This is a genomic window from Microbacterium sp. TW_SC_2, assembly GCF_055361165.1.
In genome coordinates this window covers 2,561,665-2,577,223 of record NZ_CM143952.1, presented here as the reverse complement: position 1 = coordinate 2,577,223, position 15,559 = coordinate 2,561,665, and the positions used below count along the sequence as shown (strand labels likewise).

17 protein-coding genes and 1 tRNA gene are annotated in these 15,559 nt (G+C 69.4%); 16 read left to right on the top strand and 2 right to left on the bottom strand.

Annotated elements, in window-relative coordinates; translation table 11 throughout:
- Positions 1-18 precede the first annotated feature (18 nt).
- The 9 genes from ACWA14_RS12490 to ACWA14_RS12450 all read left to right on the top strand — a co-directional run bounded on the left by ACWA14_RS12490 (position 19) and on the right by ACWA14_RS12450 (position 8,545).
- Positions 19-1,494, top strand: coding sequence for an NAD-dependent succinate-semialdehyde dehydrogenase (locus ACWA14_RS12490; RefSeq protein WP_463793980.1), 1,476 nt, complete (start codon positions 19-21; stop codon positions 1,492-1,494).
- Positions 1,495-1,525: 31 nt separating this feature from the next.
- The gene (locus ACWA14_RS12485; protein ID WP_463793979.1) at positions 1,526-2,890 is read left to right on the top strand and encodes an NAD-dependent succinate-semialdehyde dehydrogenase; all 1,365 of its coding nucleotides are present in this window, start codon (positions 1,526-1,528) and stop codon (positions 2,888-2,890) included.
- A gap of 166 nt (positions 2,891-3,056) precedes the next feature.
- On the top strand, positions 3,057-4,778 hold the full coding sequence (poxB, locus tag ACWA14_RS12480; protein ID WP_463793977.1) for a ubiquinone-dependent pyruvate dehydrogenase: 1,722 nt from the start codon (positions 3,057-3,059) through the stop codon (positions 4,776-4,778).
- Positions 4,779-5,044: 266 nt separating this feature from the next.
- Positions 5,045-5,117 (top strand) — tRNA-Trp (locus tag ACWA14_RS12475).
- 40 nt (positions 5,118-5,157) lie between these two features.
- Complete coding sequence (secE, locus tag ACWA14_RS12470) at positions 5,158-5,430, top strand: preprotein translocase subunit SecE (RefSeq protein ID WP_463793974.1); 273 nt, start codon at positions 5,158-5,160, stop codon at positions 5,428-5,430.
- A gap of 42 nt (positions 5,431-5,472) precedes the next feature.
- Entirely contained in the window at positions 5,473-6,525 is a 1,053-nt protein-coding gene (gene nusG / locus ACWA14_RS12465; protein ID WP_463793970.1) for a transcription termination/antitermination protein NusG, read from the top strand.
- A gap of 290 nt (positions 6,526-6,815) precedes the next feature.
- Complete coding sequence (gene rplK, locus ACWA14_RS12460) at positions 6,816-7,247, top strand: 50S ribosomal protein L11 (RefSeq protein WP_223622146.1); 432 nt, start codon at positions 6,816-6,818, stop codon at positions 7,245-7,247.
- An 11-nt stretch (positions 7,248-7,258) separates the two neighbouring features.
- Positions 7,259-7,945, top strand: coding sequence for a 50S ribosomal protein L1 (gene rplA, locus ACWA14_RS12455; RefSeq protein ID WP_463793968.1), 687 nt, complete (start codon positions 7,259-7,261; stop codon positions 7,943-7,945).
- 162 nt (positions 7,946-8,107) lie between these two features.
- Positions 8,108-8,545, top strand: a complete 438-nt coding sequence (locus ACWA14_RS12450) for a hypothetical protein (protein WP_463793965.1) — start codon at positions 8,108-8,110, stop codon at positions 8,543-8,545.
- A gap of 13 nt (positions 8,546-8,558) precedes the next feature.
- Here ACWA14_RS12450 and ACWA14_RS12445 read toward each other — a convergent pair whose 3' ends face one another.
- The gene (locus ACWA14_RS12445) at positions 8,559-9,212 is read right to left on the bottom strand and encodes a LysE/ArgO family amino acid transporter (RefSeq protein ID WP_463793963.1); all 654 of its coding nucleotides are present in this window, start codon (positions 9,210-9,212) and stop codon (positions 8,559-8,561) included.
- 70 nt (positions 9,213-9,282) lie between these two features.
- Between ACWA14_RS12445 and ACWA14_RS12440 the strand changes: the two genes are divergently transcribed.
- From ACWA14_RS12440 to ACWA14_RS12415, 6 genes are all read left to right on the top strand, one after another.
- Complete coding sequence (locus ACWA14_RS12440) at positions 9,283-10,161, top strand: LysR family transcriptional regulator ArgP (protein ID WP_463797444.1); 879 nt, start codon at positions 9,283-9,285, stop codon at positions 10,159-10,161.
- A gap of 171 nt (positions 10,162-10,332) precedes the next feature.
- Positions 10,333-10,968, top strand: a complete 636-nt coding sequence (locus tag ACWA14_RS12435) for a SipW-dependent-type signal peptide-containing protein (RefSeq protein ID WP_463793960.1) — start codon at positions 10,333-10,335, stop codon at positions 10,966-10,968.
- 7 nt (positions 10,969-10,975) lie between these two features.
- Positions 10,976-11,593, top strand: a complete 618-nt coding sequence (locus ACWA14_RS12430) for a SipW-dependent-type signal peptide-containing protein (RefSeq protein WP_463793958.1) — start codon at positions 10,976-10,978, stop codon at positions 11,591-11,593.
- A gap of 37 nt (positions 11,594-11,630) precedes the next feature.
- Positions 11,631-12,239, top strand: coding sequence for a signal peptidase I (locus ACWA14_RS12425; protein ID WP_463793955.1), 609 nt, complete (start codon positions 11,631-11,633; stop codon positions 12,237-12,239).
- A complete protein-coding gene (locus ACWA14_RS12420; protein WP_463793953.1) occupies positions 12,239-12,922 on the top strand; it encodes a hypothetical protein in 684 nt (227 codons plus the stop codon). The genes ACWA14_RS12425 and ACWA14_RS12420 overlap by 1 nt, the downstream gene beginning before the upstream one ends.
- Positions 12,919-13,473, top strand: a complete 555-nt coding sequence (locus ACWA14_RS12415; RefSeq protein WP_463793950.1) for a hypothetical protein — start codon at positions 12,919-12,921, stop codon at positions 13,471-13,473. The genes ACWA14_RS12420 and ACWA14_RS12415 overlap by 4 nt, the downstream gene beginning before the upstream one ends.
- 22 nt (positions 13,474-13,495) lie before the next feature.
- On the opposite strand, the gene ACWA14_RS12410 is transcribed toward ACWA14_RS12415, so the two are convergent.
- Positions 13,496-14,176 (bottom strand): YqaJ viral recombinase family protein, encoded by a 681-nt coding sequence (locus ACWA14_RS12410; RefSeq protein WP_463793948.1) that lies wholly within the window; start codon positions 14,174-14,176, stop codon positions 13,496-13,498.
- Positions 14,177-14,470: 294 nt separating this feature from the next.
- On the opposite strand from ACWA14_RS12410, the gene ACWA14_RS12405 reads away from it, so the two are divergent.
- Positions 14,471-15,460, top strand: coding sequence for a hypothetical protein (locus ACWA14_RS12405; RefSeq protein WP_463793945.1), 990 nt, complete (start codon positions 14,471-14,473; stop codon positions 15,458-15,460).
- The last annotated feature ends 99 nt before the right edge of the window (positions 15,461-15,559 follow it).

The window sequence follows — 15,559 nt, the reverse complement described above, 5'->3', positions numbered from 1 at the left end:
CCCCAGAGAAAGAGAAACATGAGCACTCAGATCGCACCGGCCGAGCAGGCTCTGCTCGACAGCATCCCCACCGGCCTCTTCATCGGCGGACAGTGGACGGATGCCGAGACCGGAGGCACGTTCGACGTGCACGACCCGGCGACCGGAGCAGTCATCCGCACCATCGCCGACGCCACGCCCGGTGACGGCATCCGCGCGCTGGATGCGGCGGTCGCGGCGCAGGACGCCTGGGCGGCCACGGCGCCGCGTACGCGCAGCGACATCCTGCGCCGTGCTTTCGACCTGGTGCAGGAGCGCAAGGAGGACCTCGCGCTCCTCATGACGCTCGAGATGGGCAAGCCGGTCGCCGAGGCCCGGGGCGAGGTCGGCTACGGCGGCGAATTCCTCCGCTGGTTCAGCGAGGAGGCCGTGCGCATCAACGGCCGCTACGGGCTGAACCCCGAGGGGACGGGGCACATGGTCGTCTCGCAGCGACCGGTGGGCCCGTCGTTCTTCGTGACGCCGTGGAACTTCCCCTTCGCGATGGCCACGCGCAAGATCGCGCCGGCGCTCGCCGCCGGCTGCACCGTGGTCATCAAGCCCCCGGCCCTCACGCCGCTCACGACGATCTTCTTCGTGTCGCTGCTCGAGCAGGCAGGTCTTCCGGCCGGCGTGGTCAACGTCGTGCAGACGTCGAAGTCGAGCGCGCTCTCGGCGCCGATCATCGCCGACCCGCGGCTGCGCAAGCTGTCCTTCACCGGGTCGACCGAGGTCGGGCGCAAGCTCATCGCCCAGGCCGCCGAGGGCGTGCTGCGGGTGTCGATGGAGCTCGGCGGCAACGCGCCGTTCGTCGTGTTCGACGACGCCGACCTCGACAAGGCCGTGGACGGCGCGCTCGCCGCGAAGTTCCGCAACATCGGCCAGGCGTGCACGGCGGCGAACCGCTTCATCGTGCACAAGGACGTCGCGGGCGAGTTCGCCAAGCGGGTCACCGAGCGCGTGAACGCGATGAAGATCGGTCGCGGCACCGAGGAGGGCGTGGCGATCGGCCCGCTCATCGATGAGGATGCGGTCGCCAAGGCCGGCGAACTCGTCGACGAGGCCGTCGGACGCGGCGCCACCCTGCTCACGGGCGGCAAGGCCCTGGAGGGCACCGGCACGTTCTACCAGCCGACCGTGCTGACCGACGTCGTCGCCGGCAGTGCGATCCTGCGTGAGGAGATCTTCGGACCCGTGCTCGCGATCGCGACCTTCGAGTCGGAGGAGGAGGCCGTGCGCCTCGCCAACGACACCGAGTACGGCCTCGTGTCGTACGTCTTCACCGAGAGCCTGCAGCGCGGGCAGCGGATGATCGACGCCCTCGAGACCGGCATGATGGGTCTCAACGTGGGTGTGGTCTCGAACGCGGCCGCTCCCTTCGGCGGCGTCAAGCAGTCCGGCGTCGGGCGCGAGGGCGGCTTCGAGGGCATCCACGAGTACCTGTCCACCAAGTACACGCTGATCCCGGTCTCCTGACCGGCATCCGATCGACACGAGAGGACACGACATGACCGACTACGCCGTCATCAACCCCGCCACCGGAGAGACGCTGGCGTCCTACGACACGTTCACGGACGCGCAGATCGAGCACGCCGTCGCAGCGGCCGACGAGGCGCACCGCGGATGGTCGCGCTCGTCGACCGTGGGGGAGCGGGCCGCGCTGCTGCGTCGGGCCGCGGAGCTGCACCGTGAACGCCGCGAGGAGCTCGCCGACGTGTTCGTGCGCGAGATGGGCAAGCCCCGCGAGGCCGCGCTGGGCGAGGTGGACTTCGCGGCGGACATCGCGGAGTACTACGCCGACCAGGCCGAGGCGATCATGGCCGATCAGCCGATCGCGATCCTCGGAGACGGCTCCGCGATCATCCGCCGCTCCTCGCTCGGGCCGCTCGTCGGCATCATGCCGTGGAACTTCCCGGCCTACCAGATCGTGCGCTTCGCCGCCCCGAACCTGATCGTGGGCAACACGATCCTGCTCAAGCCGGCCCCGCAGTGCCCGGAGTCGTCGACAGCGATCGAGGCGATCTATCACGACGCCGGATTCCCGGAGGGCGCGTACCAGAACGTGCTCGCGACCAACGAGCAGATCGCCGACATGATCGCCGATCCGCGTGTGCAGGGCGTCTCCCTCACGGGCTCCGAGCGCGCCGGTGCGGCGGTGGCCGAGATCGCCGGGCGTCACCTGAAGAAGGTCGCGCTCGAGCTGGGTGGTTCCGACCCGTTCATCGTGCTCTCGACGGACGACCTCGACGCGACCGTGAAGGCGGGCGTGGATGCGCGTCTCGACAACAACGGGCAGGCCTGCAACGGCGCCAAGCGGTTCATCATCGTCGACGATCTGTACGACGCCTTCGTCGAGAAGTTCACCGCGGCGATGGCGGCGGTCGAGGCGACCGATCCCACGCTCGACGACACCGTGCTCGGACCGGTGTCGTCGGAGACCGCCGCGTCGAACCTGCAGGCGCAGGTCGACCAGGCCGTCGAGCAGGGGGCGACGCTGCTCACCGGCGGCACGCGGGACGGCGCGTTCTTCGCACCGACCGTGCTCGCGGATGTGACGCCCGAGATGAACGTGTACCGCGAGGAGCTGTTCGGCCCGGCCGCGGTCGTCTATCGCGTCGCCGACGAGGACGCCGCGGTGGCCCTCGCGAACGACACGACCTTCGGCCTCGGGTCGTACGTCTTCACGACGGACGAGGAGCAGGCCGCGCGCGTGGCTGACCGGATCGAGGCCGGCATGGTCTACGTCAACCTCGTGCTCGCCGACAGCCCCGAGCTGCCCTTCGGCGGCATCAAGCGCAGCGGCACCTCGCGCGAGCTGGGGCACCTCGCCGCCGACGAGTTCGTCAACAAGAAGCTCATCCGCATCGGCTGAGTGCCGCCGGTCTCGCGCGCCGTCTCCTCGCCGAGCCACCCCTTTCGCTGCGAGCGGCCCCTCTGAGTACGCACTCAGAGGGGCCGCTCGCGCAGAAGCGGGCGGCTCGGCAACGCGCACGGGCTCGGCCGGCGACGGAGGTGCGAGGCGGGCGTAGGGTCGAAGCATGGCCAACGTCGCGGAGAACATCGTCAAGACCCTGAAAGCCAACGGCATCGAGCGTGTGTACGGTCTGCCCGGAGACTCGCTGAACGGATTCACGGATGCGCTCCGCAAGGACGGCACGATCCGCTGGGTGCACGTGCGGCACGAGGAGTCCGCCGCCTTCGCCGCGTCGGCGGATGCCGCGACCACGGGAGACCTCGCGGTCGTGGCCGGCTCGTGCGGCCCCGGCAACCTGCACCTGATCAACGGGCTGTACGACGCGAATCGATCGCGGGTGCCGGTGCTCGCGATCGCGGCGCACATCCCCACGAACGAGATCGGGACGGGCTACTTCCAGGAGACCCACCCGCAGGAGCTGTTCCGCGAGTGCAGCGTCTACGTCGAGTACGTCGCCGACCCGCGGCAGATGCCCCGGCTGCTCGAGATCGCGATGCGTGCGGCGATCGAGAAGCGCGGGGTCGCCGTGCTCGTGATCCCGGGCGACGTCGCGCTGGCCGAGATCGCCGACGACCGCGCGGTGGTGATCGAGCGCACGCGCCCGGTCGTCGTGCCCAGCGGCGCGGAACTGGAGAAAGCCGCGACGCTGCTCAACGAGGCCTCGAAGGTCACGATCCTCGCGGGTGCCGGTGCGGAAGGCGCCCACGGCCAGGTCCTCGCGCTCGCCGACCGGCTCGGCGCGCCGATCGTGCACGCGCTCCGCGGCAAGGAGTTCATCGAATACGACAACCCCTTCGACGTCGGGATGACGGGCCTGCTCGGCTTCGCCTCGGGCTATCGCGCGATGGAGTCGGCGGATGCCGTCCTGGTGCTCGGCAGCGACTTCCCGTACGAGCAGTTCTACCCCGAGCACGCGACGACGATCCAGGTCGACATCCGCGGCGAGCAGCTCGGCAAGCGGCATCCGCTCGATCTCGGACTGGTCGGAGACGTGCGAGCGACCGCCGAGGCGCTCCTTCCCCGTCTGGCCGAGAAGGACCGCGGACACCTCGACGACTCCACCGCGCACTACCGCAAGACGCGCGCGAAGCTCGACGATCTCGCCGTGCCCACCAAGGCCGGACGCCCGATCCATCCGCAGTACCTCGCTCGCCTCCTCAACGAGCAGGCGGCGGATGACGCGATCTTCACGGCCGATGTCGGCTCCCCGACGGTGTGGGCCGCGCGCTATCTGCGGATGACCGAGAACCGTCGACTGATCGGCTCGTTCACTCACGGATCGATGGCGAACGCGCTGATGCACGGTATCGGCGCGCAGGTCGCGCATCCGGACCGCCAGATCGTGGCGCTCGCCGGCGATGGTGGTCTCGCGATGATGCTCGGCGAGCTGTTGACCCTCACGCAGAACACGCTGCCGGTGAAGACGATCGTGGTGAACAACTCCTCGCTGAACTTCGTCGAGCTCGAGATGAAGGCGGCAGGGTTCGTCACATACGGCACCGGTCTGGAGAACCCCAGCTTCGCGGCGATCGCGCAGGCGATGGGGATCTTCGCCCGACGCGTCGAGAACAGCGAGGACCTGCCGGATGCCGTCCGCGAGGTACTCGCGCACGATGGCCCCGCGCTGCTGGACGTGGTGACGGAGCGCCAGGAGCTGTCGATGCCGCCGGCGATCGAGGCCGCGCAGGTGAAGGGCTTCGCGCTGTATGCGATCCGGACGGTCATGTCGGGACGCGGCGATGAACTGCTCGACCTCGCCCGGGCGAACTGGCGCCAGCTGTTCTGAGTCGCGGCGCTCCCTTTCCACGGCTCGGGAGGAGAACTCGCTTTCCGGCGGAGGCTCACGCCGAGAGGCTCCTCCCCGGCGGGGGTTCTCCTCCGCGGGGGGAGCCCGGCGACGACGCAGTTCGCGATCCCGGTTCGGCTCCACCGGATCGATGCCGTATGCTTGTGGAGCAGTTGTTTTCTGCAGTCTTTCGCCATGCCTGAGGCCTTCGGACCCCGGTCATCGTGACAGAGTGGAGAAGACGCACCCGAGGCCTCCCGGTCTCTAGGGCGGTAGCTCAATTGGCAGAGCAGCGGTCTCCAAAACCGCAGGTTGCAGGTTCGATTCCTGTCCGCCCTGCGCGTCAGCGCAACGCTGACACACGAAAGGTACATTCAGGATGGATCAGGAAGACCCGCGCGGCGAGGTCGTCGCTGTCGGCGCCACCCGCGAGAAGAAGCAGGGCTTCTTCGGTCGGTTCTTCGGCGGCATCGCCCTGTTCATCCGTCAGGTCATCTCCGAACTGCGCAAAGTCGTCACACCGACGCGCAAGGAGCTGTTCAAGTTCACCGGTGTGGTGCTCGTCTTCGTTCTGATCGTCATGGGCATCGTCTACGGTCTGGACACGCTGTTCGCGTATGTGACGCACTGGGTGTTCGGAATCCCCGGCTGATGACGCCCCGCGGCCTCGGCCGCAGCAATGGAGAAGAAACACGTGGCTGAACGATATTCCGATGACGCCGACTGGGCGACCGCGGCAGAGCAGTCCAGCGAGGAAGACGAGGCCCAGGAGGGCAACGTCCTCGCTGCGGAAGAGCTCTCGGTGACGCCGGCCGAGCACGTCGCCCTGCACATCGAGGACCAGGACGGCGAAGAAGACGACACCGGCAACGATGGAGACATCGAGGTCGACGACCCGGAAGCGGATGCGATTGTGAACGACGCTCTCAACCTGGACGAAGCGGCAGAATCCGAAGCCGCCGCCGAGGTCCTGAACGACGCTGTGGCCGAGGAGACGGCCGATCAGGAGGCCGCTGCGGCATCCGAGATCGAGCCCTACGACGGCCCGGACGTGAACGGCGACGAGGACGCTCCGGCCGACTCCGACGCGGACGACGATTCCGGCGAGGATGCCGACGCCGAGGAGGACCCGTACGAGGCCTTCCGCATGGACCTCCGCATGCTCCCGGGCAAGTGGTACGTCATCCACTCCTACGCGGGCTTCGAGCGCAAGGTCAAGGCGAACATCGAGCAGCGCAAGTCGACGCTCGAGGTCGAGGACGAGATCTACCAGATCGAGGTCCCGATGGAGGACGTCGTCGAGATCAAGAACGGCCAGCGCAAGATGGTCACCCGCGTGCGCATCCCGGGCTACGTGCTCGTGCGCATGGAGCTCACGGAAGACACCTGGTCGGTCGTGCGTCACACGCCGGGCGTCACCGGCTTCGTGGGCAACGCCCACAACCCGACGCCGCTGCGCTTCGAAGAGGCCTTCAACATGCTGAAGTCCCTCGTCGAGGTCAAGGACGCCCCGACCGCGAAGAACATCGCCTCCAAGGGTGGCCACGCGGTGGCGCGTGCGACGCCGGCCGAGGTCGACTTCGAGGTCGGCGAGACCATCACGATCAAGGAAGGCTCGTTCGCGGGCCTGCCCGGTTCGATCAGCGAGATCAAGCCCGAGAGCGGCAAGCTCACGGTCCTCGTCTCGCTCTTCGAGCGTGAGACCCCGGTCGAACTGTCGTTCGACCAGGTCACCAAGATGGTCTGACCCCACGCTTCTCGAGAACGGCCGTCCCTCCGGGGGCGGCCGTTCTCGCGTGTGCGTCCCGCCCCGCATCGGCGTACGCGGCGGCGTCCGTATCGCCGTGGCGGACGGGCGAACACGAGGCTGCCGCGCATCCGGTAGACTGATGTGGTTTGTGTGCCGCTTCGGCGTGCGCGCAGGCGACCACGGTCCGGAAACGCCGGACCCGTGGGAGAAACGGATGCTCGTCCGGAGCGAGGCGCGAAGCGCCGAGTCGACGGGCCCCGGCATCCGATTCGATGAAAGGAAAGAGAATGGCACCGAAGAAGAAGGTGACCGGCCTGATCAAGCTTCAGATCAACGCCGGTGCAGCCAACCCGGCGCCGCCGATCGGCCCCGCGCTCGGTCAGCATGGCGTCAACATCATGGAGTTCTGCAAGGCGTACAACGCCGCGACCGAGTCGCAGCGCGGCAACGTCATCCCCGTCGAGATCACCGTCTACGAGGACCGCAGCTTCACGTTCATCCTGAAGACCCCGCCTGCCGCGGAGCTCATCAAGAAGGCCGCCGGCATCCCCAAGGGATCCGCGACCCCGCACACCGTCAAGGTCGCGAAGATCACCAAGGACCAGGTCCGCCAGATCGCCGAGACCAAGCAGGCCGACCTGAACGCAAACGACATCGAGGCCGCCTCGAAGATCATCGCCGGCACCGCCCGTTCCATGGGCATCACGGTCGAGGGCTGAGGAGAATAATCATGGCTAAGTCCAAGGCTTACAACGCTGCCGCCGAGAAGATCGAGGCAGACCGTTTCTACACCCCGTCCGAGGCTGTCGCCCTCGCGAAGGAGACCGGCTCGGCGAAGTTCGACTCGACCGTCGAGGTCGCGCTGAAGCTCTCCGTCGACCCCCGCAAGGCAGACCAGATGGTGCGCGGCACCGTCATCCTGCCCCACGGCACCGGTAAGACCGCCCGCGTCATCGTGTTCGCGACGGGACCGGCCGCTGAGGCCGCGATCGCCGCCGGCGCCGACGAGGTCGGTGGCGCCGAGCTCATCGAGAAGGTCGCCGCAGGCTGGACCAACTTCGACGCCGCCGTCTCCACCCCGGAGCTCATGGGCCAGGTCGGTCGTCTCGGAAAGGTGCTGGGTCCGCGTGGCCTGATGCCGAACCCGAAGACCGGCACCGTGACCCCGAACACGGCGAAGGCCGTCGAGGAGATCAAGGGCGGAAAGATCGAGTTCCGCGTCGACAAGCACGCCAACGTGCACTTCGTCGTGGGCAAGGCCTCCTTCACCGCCGAGCAGCTCGACGAGAACATCGCCGCAGCGCTCGAGGAGATCGTGCGCCTGAAGCCGTCGAGCTCCAAGGGCCGCTACATCCAGAAGGGTGCGGTGTCGACCACGTTCGGCCCCGGCATCCCGCTGGACGTCAACGCCATCTGACGCACTCTGCAGACGAAGAGGCTCCCGCATCCCGCGGGGGCCTCTTCGTCGTCTCCGGGGGTCTCGCGTCGCGGGGGCTGCGAACGCCGGAGCCGATCTCGTCATTGACGGAATATCACTCGCGCTGGTAGCTTCGGCAGATCTCGGACCCAGGGGGGTGTCATGCGATCTCCACGTCGCCTCGGCGCATCGGCCGCCGTCATCGGACTCATCGCGCTGCAGCTGTTCGTCGGGGGTGGGGGCGCGGCAGCGGCGGCGCTGAAACCGGTCGATGTCGGACCGGTGAGCATGGGGGCATCCATGAACTGCAACGGCGCGCGGTCGAGCGTCGGCGACGCGTGGGTCTCCCTCTCCGGCGACTACGTCACGGTCCGGGATCACTGCGCCGACGGGAACCCGGTGATGGCGCGGATCACCATGACGGTGAACGGTCAGAACAAGGTCTGGTCCTGCTACAACCGGAGCGGCGCAGGATCGGTCGTGGTGTGCGACTACGACTGGCCGGAGGGCTTCGTGGGCTTCAAGACGCTGATCTTCTACGCCTGGGACGGCATCAGGGAGTACAAGATGGGCGGGCTCCGGCACTGGCGCGACGGGTGAGCGGCGCCGTCTCTCAGCCCCCGAGCACCGGGACGACAAGACTCACCGCGATGACGATCATCACCACGGCGATGGCGGCGTCCAGGATGCGCCACGCGAAGGCGGAGCGCAGCCAGCGTCCGAGATAGCGGGCGCCGAAGCCGAGCGCGGTGAACCACAGGATGCTGGCGGTCACGGCCCCGGCGGCGAACAGCCAGCGCTCCGCGCCGTGCGTGGCCGCGATGGAGCCGAGCATGAGGACCGTGTCGAGATAGACGTGCGGGTTGAGCCAGGTGAGCGCCAGAGCCGTGGTCACGGTCGCGGCGAGACCGGTCGTCGTCGATCTCGTCGTGCCTGCAGGGGCGCCGGGGTCCGTGTCCCGCGCCGGAGTGTCGGGGAGAGCGGAATCACCGCGCCAGGCGCGGCGGGCGGCGAGGATGCCGTAGACCAGCAGGAAGGCCGCACCTGCCCAGCGAGCCACGGGCACCAGCCAGGGGGCGGCGGAGATCAACGCCCCCAGTCCGGCCACGCCGGCGAGGATCAGGACGGCATCCGAGATCGCGCAGATCAGGATGACCGGGATCACGTGCTCGCGTCGGATGCCCTGGCGGAGCACGAAGACGTTCTGCGCGCCGATGGCGACGATCAGCGAGAGGCCGAGGCCGAGACCGGCGAGAGCAGAGAGCATCACCCCAGACTAGGAACCGGTGGGCTTCATCACCAGTGAAGATTCCTTTCTTCCCATTAGCATCACTAATGTGAGAATCGATCCGGAACTGGCGGCGACCGTGGCGGCCGTCGCAGACGAGGGCACCTTGGACGCTGCGTCGCGCCGCTTGCGCATCACGCCGTCTGCCGTCAGTCAGCGCCTGAAATCGCTCGAGCAGCAGCTCGGCCGCATCCTCATCGTGCGCGCGAAGCCGGCGCGGCTGACCGAGGCCGGGGAGGCGGTGGTGCGGCTCGCCCGGCAGATCGATCTTCTCGAACACGAGGCGCTGGCCGGCGTCGGGCTGGATGCCGAGAGTGCGAACCGGCGCATCACCGTGCCGCTCGCGGTCAACGCCGACTCGATGTCCACGTGGTTCCTGGCGCCGCTGGCCCGACTCTCCACGCGACACTCCGTCGATTTCGACCTGCACCGGGACGACCAGAACTTCACGGCCCGGCTGCTCGAATCCGGCACGGTGATGGCGGCGGTCACGAGCGAGCGCGTCGCGGTGGCGGGCTGCTCGGTCACCCCGCTCGGTGTCCTCGCGTATGAGGCGGTGGCTGCGCCGGCATTCGCAGACCGCTGGTTCCCCGACGGGGTGACGGCCTCCGCACTCGCGCAGGCGCCGTTCGTCGACTTCGATCGTCGTGACACCCTGCAGCATCGCTGGTTGCGCGAGCGCGGAGTCGCCCATCCCGGCGTGCCGCGCCACTACGTTCCGGCCTCTCACGACTACGCCCTGGCGGTCGAGCTCGGGCTCGGCTGGGGGATGCTGCCACTGCTCCAGGGCTCCGAGGAGCTCGTGCGCCTCGGCGGACCGACGCTGCGCGTCGCGCTGTACTGGCAGCAGTGGAATCTGCGCTCCACCCTGCTCGACACCATCGCCAACGAAGTGGCCGCGGAAGCGCGCGCTGTACTGGAACGCTGATCCAGCCACGATTCGCGGATGCGCGAAATGAGTGCTGTTCGTGCGCGTTTTCACCTTGTCGCCTGGGGTTTCCGCAGAGAGGATGAAAGTGCACACATGGGTGCTGCAGGTCGCTGAGGGGTGACTTCCCGGCATCGCGCCGGAGCACCGATTCCTGAGGGGGAACAACTCATGACCACCACGCAGAATCGTCGCAAGGTCCTCGCGGTCCTCGCCGGAGGGCTCGTACTGGGGGTCGGTGTCGCTGCCGTCCTCGCCGCGTGGAACGACTCCGAGTTCGCGACCGGGACCTTCACGTCCGGATCGTTCAACCTCGAGGGTTCGACCGCCGGCGACGTCGACCTGAACTACAGCGACCACAACGTCGACGATGGCGATACCGCGGCGGCGCTGGCCTTCGATCTGCCCGCCGATGTGGTGAACGACATGTCACCCGGGGATGCCGTCTACGCGGGATTCTGGGTGCGTCTCGCGGCGGGCACCACGAGCGGTGCCGATCTGGCCGCGAACGGCACGATCGCCGACGACGCGGCGACGTCCAACTCGGAGCACCTCGGGTACGCGATCTACGCGCTCGCACCGGGTGCCACCTGCGATGCCGCATCCGCCACCGGCACCCCGATCGCGACCGGTGCGACGCTCGACGCGCAGACCGGCATCACGCCGGTTCCGCTCGTGCAGGGCGCGGATGCCGCCACCGCCGGGACCGCCGTGCAGCTGTGCTTCGTGGTGACCGCGGATGCGACCCTGGAACAGGGCACCGCGACCACGGCGACCTGGAAGTTCACGGCCATCTCGACGAGCTGAGCCGCTGATGACGACCCGCAGAGGGAGGCGGGAGGCGAGGCGACGGCGCTCTCACCGGATTCGCGCCGTCCTGGCGGGCGGGCTCGTCTTCGGTATCGGTGCGGCAGCGACCCTCGCCGCCTGGAACGACGCCGAGTTCGCGACGGCGACGTTCCAAGCCGGCAGGTTCGGCATCGTCGGGGCGACCGACGGCACCGCTTTCACAGACCACGCCACGGCCGGATCAGCGGCGGCGCTGACCTTCGCCCTCGCGCCGACCGCCATGGCCCCGGGAAGCACCACCTATGCACTCTTCAGTGTGAAGACGGCGAATCCCTCCGTGGCAGGAACGGTCCAGCTCACCGCCGGAACCCCCGGCGGCACCGGGCTCGCCACGTACCTCACGTACGGGGTGCGCACGATCGCCGGCACCTCCTGCAGCGCCGCCACCTATCCGGCGGGCACGGCGGTGGTTGCGGACGGGTCGGTGCTGACCGCGAACGGCTCGACCACGCAGGCGGTGGCTGCGAACGGCGTCGGGCAGGTGAACTACTGCATCGCGGTGACGCTGCCCACGACCGCCCCGAATGCGGCCCAGGGGCTCACGATGTCGCAGACCTGGCAGTTCGCGGGCACCTCCGCGTAGGGGACCGGATGCCGAGGCGGACGAGACGGAGGCACGGATGAGCGCACCGGTGACGCGGCGCAGTCTGCGCGAGCGGACGGTGGGCAGCGGCGGGCCGCCGACCGGCGCCGCCGCGGCTGCGGGGCGCACCAGGCGCTCGCGCCTCGGCTCCGCCCTCACCGACATCCTGCTGTGGGCCGCCGCAGCGGGCGGGGCGGTCTGCATGGTCCTCGTCGTGCTCGCCGTGACCGCGCAGATCACTCTGATCATGTTCAGCACCGGCTCGATGTCGCCCACCATCCCCGCGGGCTCCGTCGCGGTGGTGCAGCGGATCGACGCCGCCGAGATCGAGGTCGGCGACGTGGTGACGGTGGACCGCGACGGCGAGCTCCCGGTGACCCACCGCGTGACCGGGATCGAGCCGGGCGCCACGGAGACGGAACGCCTCATCACGATGCGCGGCGATGCGAACGCGTCGGAGGATGCCTTCCCGTACGCCGTCTCCTCGGTGCGCATCGTGCTCTTCTCGATTCCCGGCATCGCCGTGATCATCGCGGGAATGGGCAACCCGATCGTCCTGGGTGCCCTGACGCTGGCGGCGACGGCGCTCGTGATCTGGGCCTTCTGGCCGCGCGCCGACCGGCGCCCTGCCGAGGGGGACGGCTGATGGTGCGGCGGAGCGGGGGATGGGGCTGGCGAAGGGGGGCGGGGTCTGCTCCCGCGATCCTCGCGGTGGCCTGCGTCGCGGCCGTCGTCGTCGCGCTGCCGACGCCCGCCTGGGCGGCTCCGACCACTCAGGTGGTGCAGGGCGAGGTCATCCGACTGGTGTCCGTGGCCGATTGGGACGCGGCATCCGCTCTGCGTCCGGGGGTCCCGGTGCGGTGGGACGTGGCCGTGACGGCGGATGCGCCCGACCCCGGCGTCGTGCAGATCGCGGTCAGCGCGCGGGGGGATGCGCCTCTCGTCGTCGACATCGCCGTCTGCGACACCGAGTGGGAGTCCGCGGGGTGCCCCGGGGGTGAGGCGCTGCTTCGCTCGGGGTGGAGGATGCCGCGTGACGGGGGTGAGATCGCGATCACGGACGTCGCCGACACCGAGGAGGCGCACATCCGCCTCGTGGTCGCCCTCGGCCCGGGCGGGGACGGGGGCAGCACCGACATCCGCGTCATCGCCCGCGGCGCCGGCGAATCCGTCACGATCGGACCCGACGGCGACGGGCTGGCGACGACGGGTCTTCCCTCGAATACGCCCTGGGTGCTCGGGGCCGGCGGCATGCTCGTCGCCGTCGGCACGCTGCTGGTGGGCGCGAGCCATCGGCGGAGTGACTCCCGAGAGGCGGGCCGGCAATGACCGAGACGGTCGGAGCGGGCCCGGACCGAAGGCGTCCGGCGGGGGAGCGCCCGGTCGAGCGGCGTCATTCCCCCCGGCGCGTACTGGCCGGCGCGGCGGGACTCGCCCTGCTGGTCGGCGCGGCGCTGCTGCCCCCCGTGCCGCTGACCGAGGCGCGGTTCACCGACACCGAGCACACCGCCGCGTCCCTGCAGGCGTCGACGCTGGTGACGCCGGTGATCACCTCCTGCACGGTGACAAGCTTCCTCGGCACGTTCACGGGGTTCACGATCGCCTGGACGTCACCGTACGTCAAGGCGCAGCAACGGCTGTCGATCAATGCCGTCGCCGTCGACAACGCGGGTGTCACCCAGAGCGGCACGGGTCCGTACTCGTACTCGACGACCGTGAGCTCGTCGGCACTGAACACCCTGCTGGGTTCTCTGCTCGGCGCGTCGAACACGGTGCGGGTCCAGGCGATCGCAGGGACGTCCTGGGTGTCTCCGGCGGCGACCAGAACGCTGTCGGTCGGCGGACTGCTCGGACTCGGCGGCAACAACACGTGCACCTGAGGGGCCGGCGCCCGCGGTGCCTCTACTCGGCCAGTGCCAGGGCGCGGAAGGCGTCGCGTTCGCGCAGCTGCTCGCGACGGCTCGCGACGGGATCGACCAGGCGCGACGGCGGCTGCTGACCCGTGGTCCGACGATAGAGCTCATCGATCAGCGCGGTCGCGAGGCTCACCAGTTTCGCGATCTCCCGGTCGTCGCGGTCGATCCACAGGCAGCGGGGCTCGTCGTGGATCGGCGCGAAGTCGACGTGCTCCTCCCACACGAAGAGTGTGCGTTCGGCGCCGAGCACGTGCTGCTGCCACCACACCTGGCGCAGGTAGGTGCGGGGGATGCCGCGGAACGCCTTGTTCGTGGTCTTGATCTCGGCCAGCTTCACGCGGCCCTGCGCGTCGACGGCGACCCCGTCGGGAGTGGCGAGGTGGCGATGCTCGACCTCGGCGCGGAACAGGGCGGAGGAGGGGAGGATGCCGTGGGTCGCGGCGACCCAGGCGGCGATCTCGGGCTCGCGACGGCGTCCGTGATCGGTGTACACGTTGCCGCCGAAGCGCGGTCCGCCGCCGAGCTTGGAGTCGGCCGCGCGGGCGATCGATCTCTCGCTCGTGAGACCCGCGACATCGGTGGCCGTGATGCCCCGCGAGCGGGCCCGCATCCACGCCACGCGATCGCGGGAGTCCGCGACGATGCGTGCGGCGAGTTCGGGGTTCACTCCTCGACCCTAACCCGGTCCGCCGACGTCGATCCGCATACACGCCGCCCCCCTGGTGTTCGACCCACCCCTCCCGTGCCGACCGGCCCCCTTGTGTTCGACCCACCCCGATAAATACGCACACAAAGGGGTGGCTCGAGCAGAAAGGGGTGGCTCGAACAGGACGAGGGGGGGGAGGAGGGGAGGAGGGAGGTGGGAGGTCCTGCTTCCTGCACAGGGGGCGAACCTCGGGGGATGCTCCACAATCCGCCCTTCGCCGTCCCGCGGCGCGTCCGAGACCCGCAGGATCGGCGCATGGTTCACGCGACGATCGACACGATCTCCGATGCCCTCCTCAGCAGTCGACGCCTTCGCGAGGAGGGGTGGAGTTCACGCAGCCTCGGGACGGCGATCGAGTCGCGGCGGTTGCACCGCGTGCGTCGAGGGTGGTTCATGGAGCAGAAGCACTGGAGCGGCCTGTCCCCGGAGTCCCGTCATCGGGCGGAGGTGCTGGCGACGGCATTCTCCGAGGCCGGAAGCGACCCGGTGTTCTCGCACGTGTCGGCCGCCGTGCTGTGGGGGCTGCCGCTGTACCGTGTGCGCCCGACGCGCGTGCACGCGCTCACCACGCCGAATCAGCGGCACAGCACCACCGGGATCCTCCGACATGAAGGGTCGATTCCCGGCGCCGACATCGCGGAGATCCGGGGACTACGCTGCACGTCGCTCGCCCGGACCGTGTTCGACGTCGCCCGCACGGTCGCACCCGAAGCGGCGTTGGCGGTGGCCGACGCAGCGCTCGCCCTGGTCGGGGGCGACCCCTGGGACTTCGACGATCAGGCGGCCGACGCCCTGCTCGGGGAACTCGCAGCGCGAGCGCGTCGACCGGGCGCGCGCGGCATCCTTCAAGCCCGACGCATCGTCGACCTCGCGGACGGCAGGGCGCAGCTGCCGCTGGAGAGCGTCACGCGCTACCGCCTCCATCAGGCCGGCTTCGCCCGGCCGCGCCTGCAGGTCCCGGTAGACCGTGCGGATGGCGGTCGCTTCTGGATGGACATCGCCATCGACCAGTCGCAGACGTTCCTCGAGTGCGACGGCCGTGCGAAATACCGCGACGGCGCGCTGCGCGGGGAACGCTCCGCCGAGGACGTCGTGTGGGGGGAGAAGGTCCGCGAGGATTGGGTGCGTGCGGTCACCGGGTGGAGAGTCGTGCGGGTGAGGAGCGAGCACGTCGCGACATCCGCCGCCGCGGAATCCTTCTTCCGGGCGGTGGGTCTGTTCGCACACCGCCGCCGACCCGCGTGATGAGGAGCGCCCCCGACCCGGCCCCTTGTCCCCGAACCACCCCTTTGTCCCCGAACCACCCCTTTGTCCCCGAACCACCCTTTTGTGTGTGCACACAGA

Bases quoted from the DNA above. Each gene is read 5' to 3' on its own strand.
- ACWA14_RS12415 (WP_463793950.1), top strand. From the start codon at position 12,919: ATGACCGAGACGGTCGGAGCGGGCCCGGACCGAAGGCGTCCGGCGGGG.
- ACWA14_RS12405 (WP_463793945.1), top strand. From the start codon at position 14,471: ATGGTTCACGCGACGATCGACACGATCTCCGATGCCCTCCTCAGCAGT.
- ACWA14_RS12420 (WP_463793953.1), top strand. From the start codon at position 12,239: ATGGTGCGGCGGAGCGGGGGATGGGGCTGGCGAAGGGGGGCGGGGTCT.
- ACWA14_RS12450 (WP_463793965.1), top strand. From the start codon at position 8,108: ATGCGATCTCCACGTCGCCTCGGCGCATCGGCCGCCGTCATCGGACTC.
- poxB (WP_463793977.1), top strand. From the start codon at position 3,057: ATGGCCAACGTCGCGGAGAACATCGTCAAGACCCTGAAAGCCAACGGC.
- rplA (WP_463793968.1), top strand. From the start codon at position 7,259: ATGGCTAAGTCCAAGGCTTACAACGCTGCCGCCGAGAAGATCGAGGCA.
- ACWA14_RS12485 (WP_463793979.1), top strand. From the start codon at position 1,526: ATGACCGACTACGCCGTCATCAACCCCGCCACCGGAGAGACGCTGGCG.
- ACWA14_RS12435 (WP_463793960.1), top strand. From the start codon at position 10,333: ATGACCACCACGCAGAATCGTCGCAAGGTCCTCGCGGTCCTCGCCGGA.
- rplK (WP_223622146.1), top strand. From the start codon at position 6,816: ATGGCACCGAAGAAGAAGGTGACCGGCCTGATCAAGCTTCAGATCAAC.
- ACWA14_RS12490 (WP_463793980.1), top strand. From the start codon at position 19: ATGAGCACTCAGATCGCACCGGCCGAGCAGGCTCTGCTCGACAGCATC.
- ACWA14_RS12425 (WP_463793955.1), top strand. From the start codon at position 11,631: ATGAGCGCACCGGTGACGCGGCGCAGTCTGCGCGAGCGGACGGTGGGC.
- secE (WP_463793974.1), top strand. From the start codon at position 5,158: ATGGATCAGGAAGACCCGCGCGGCGAGGTCGTCGCTGTCGGCGCCACC.
- ACWA14_RS12430 (WP_463793958.1), top strand. From the start codon at position 10,976: ATGACGACCCGCAGAGGGAGGCGGGAGGCGAGGCGACGGCGCTCTCAC.
- ACWA14_RS12445 (WP_463793963.1), bottom strand. From the start codon at position 9,212: ATGCTCTCTGCTCTCGCCGGTCTCGGCCTCGGCCTCTCGCTGATCGTC.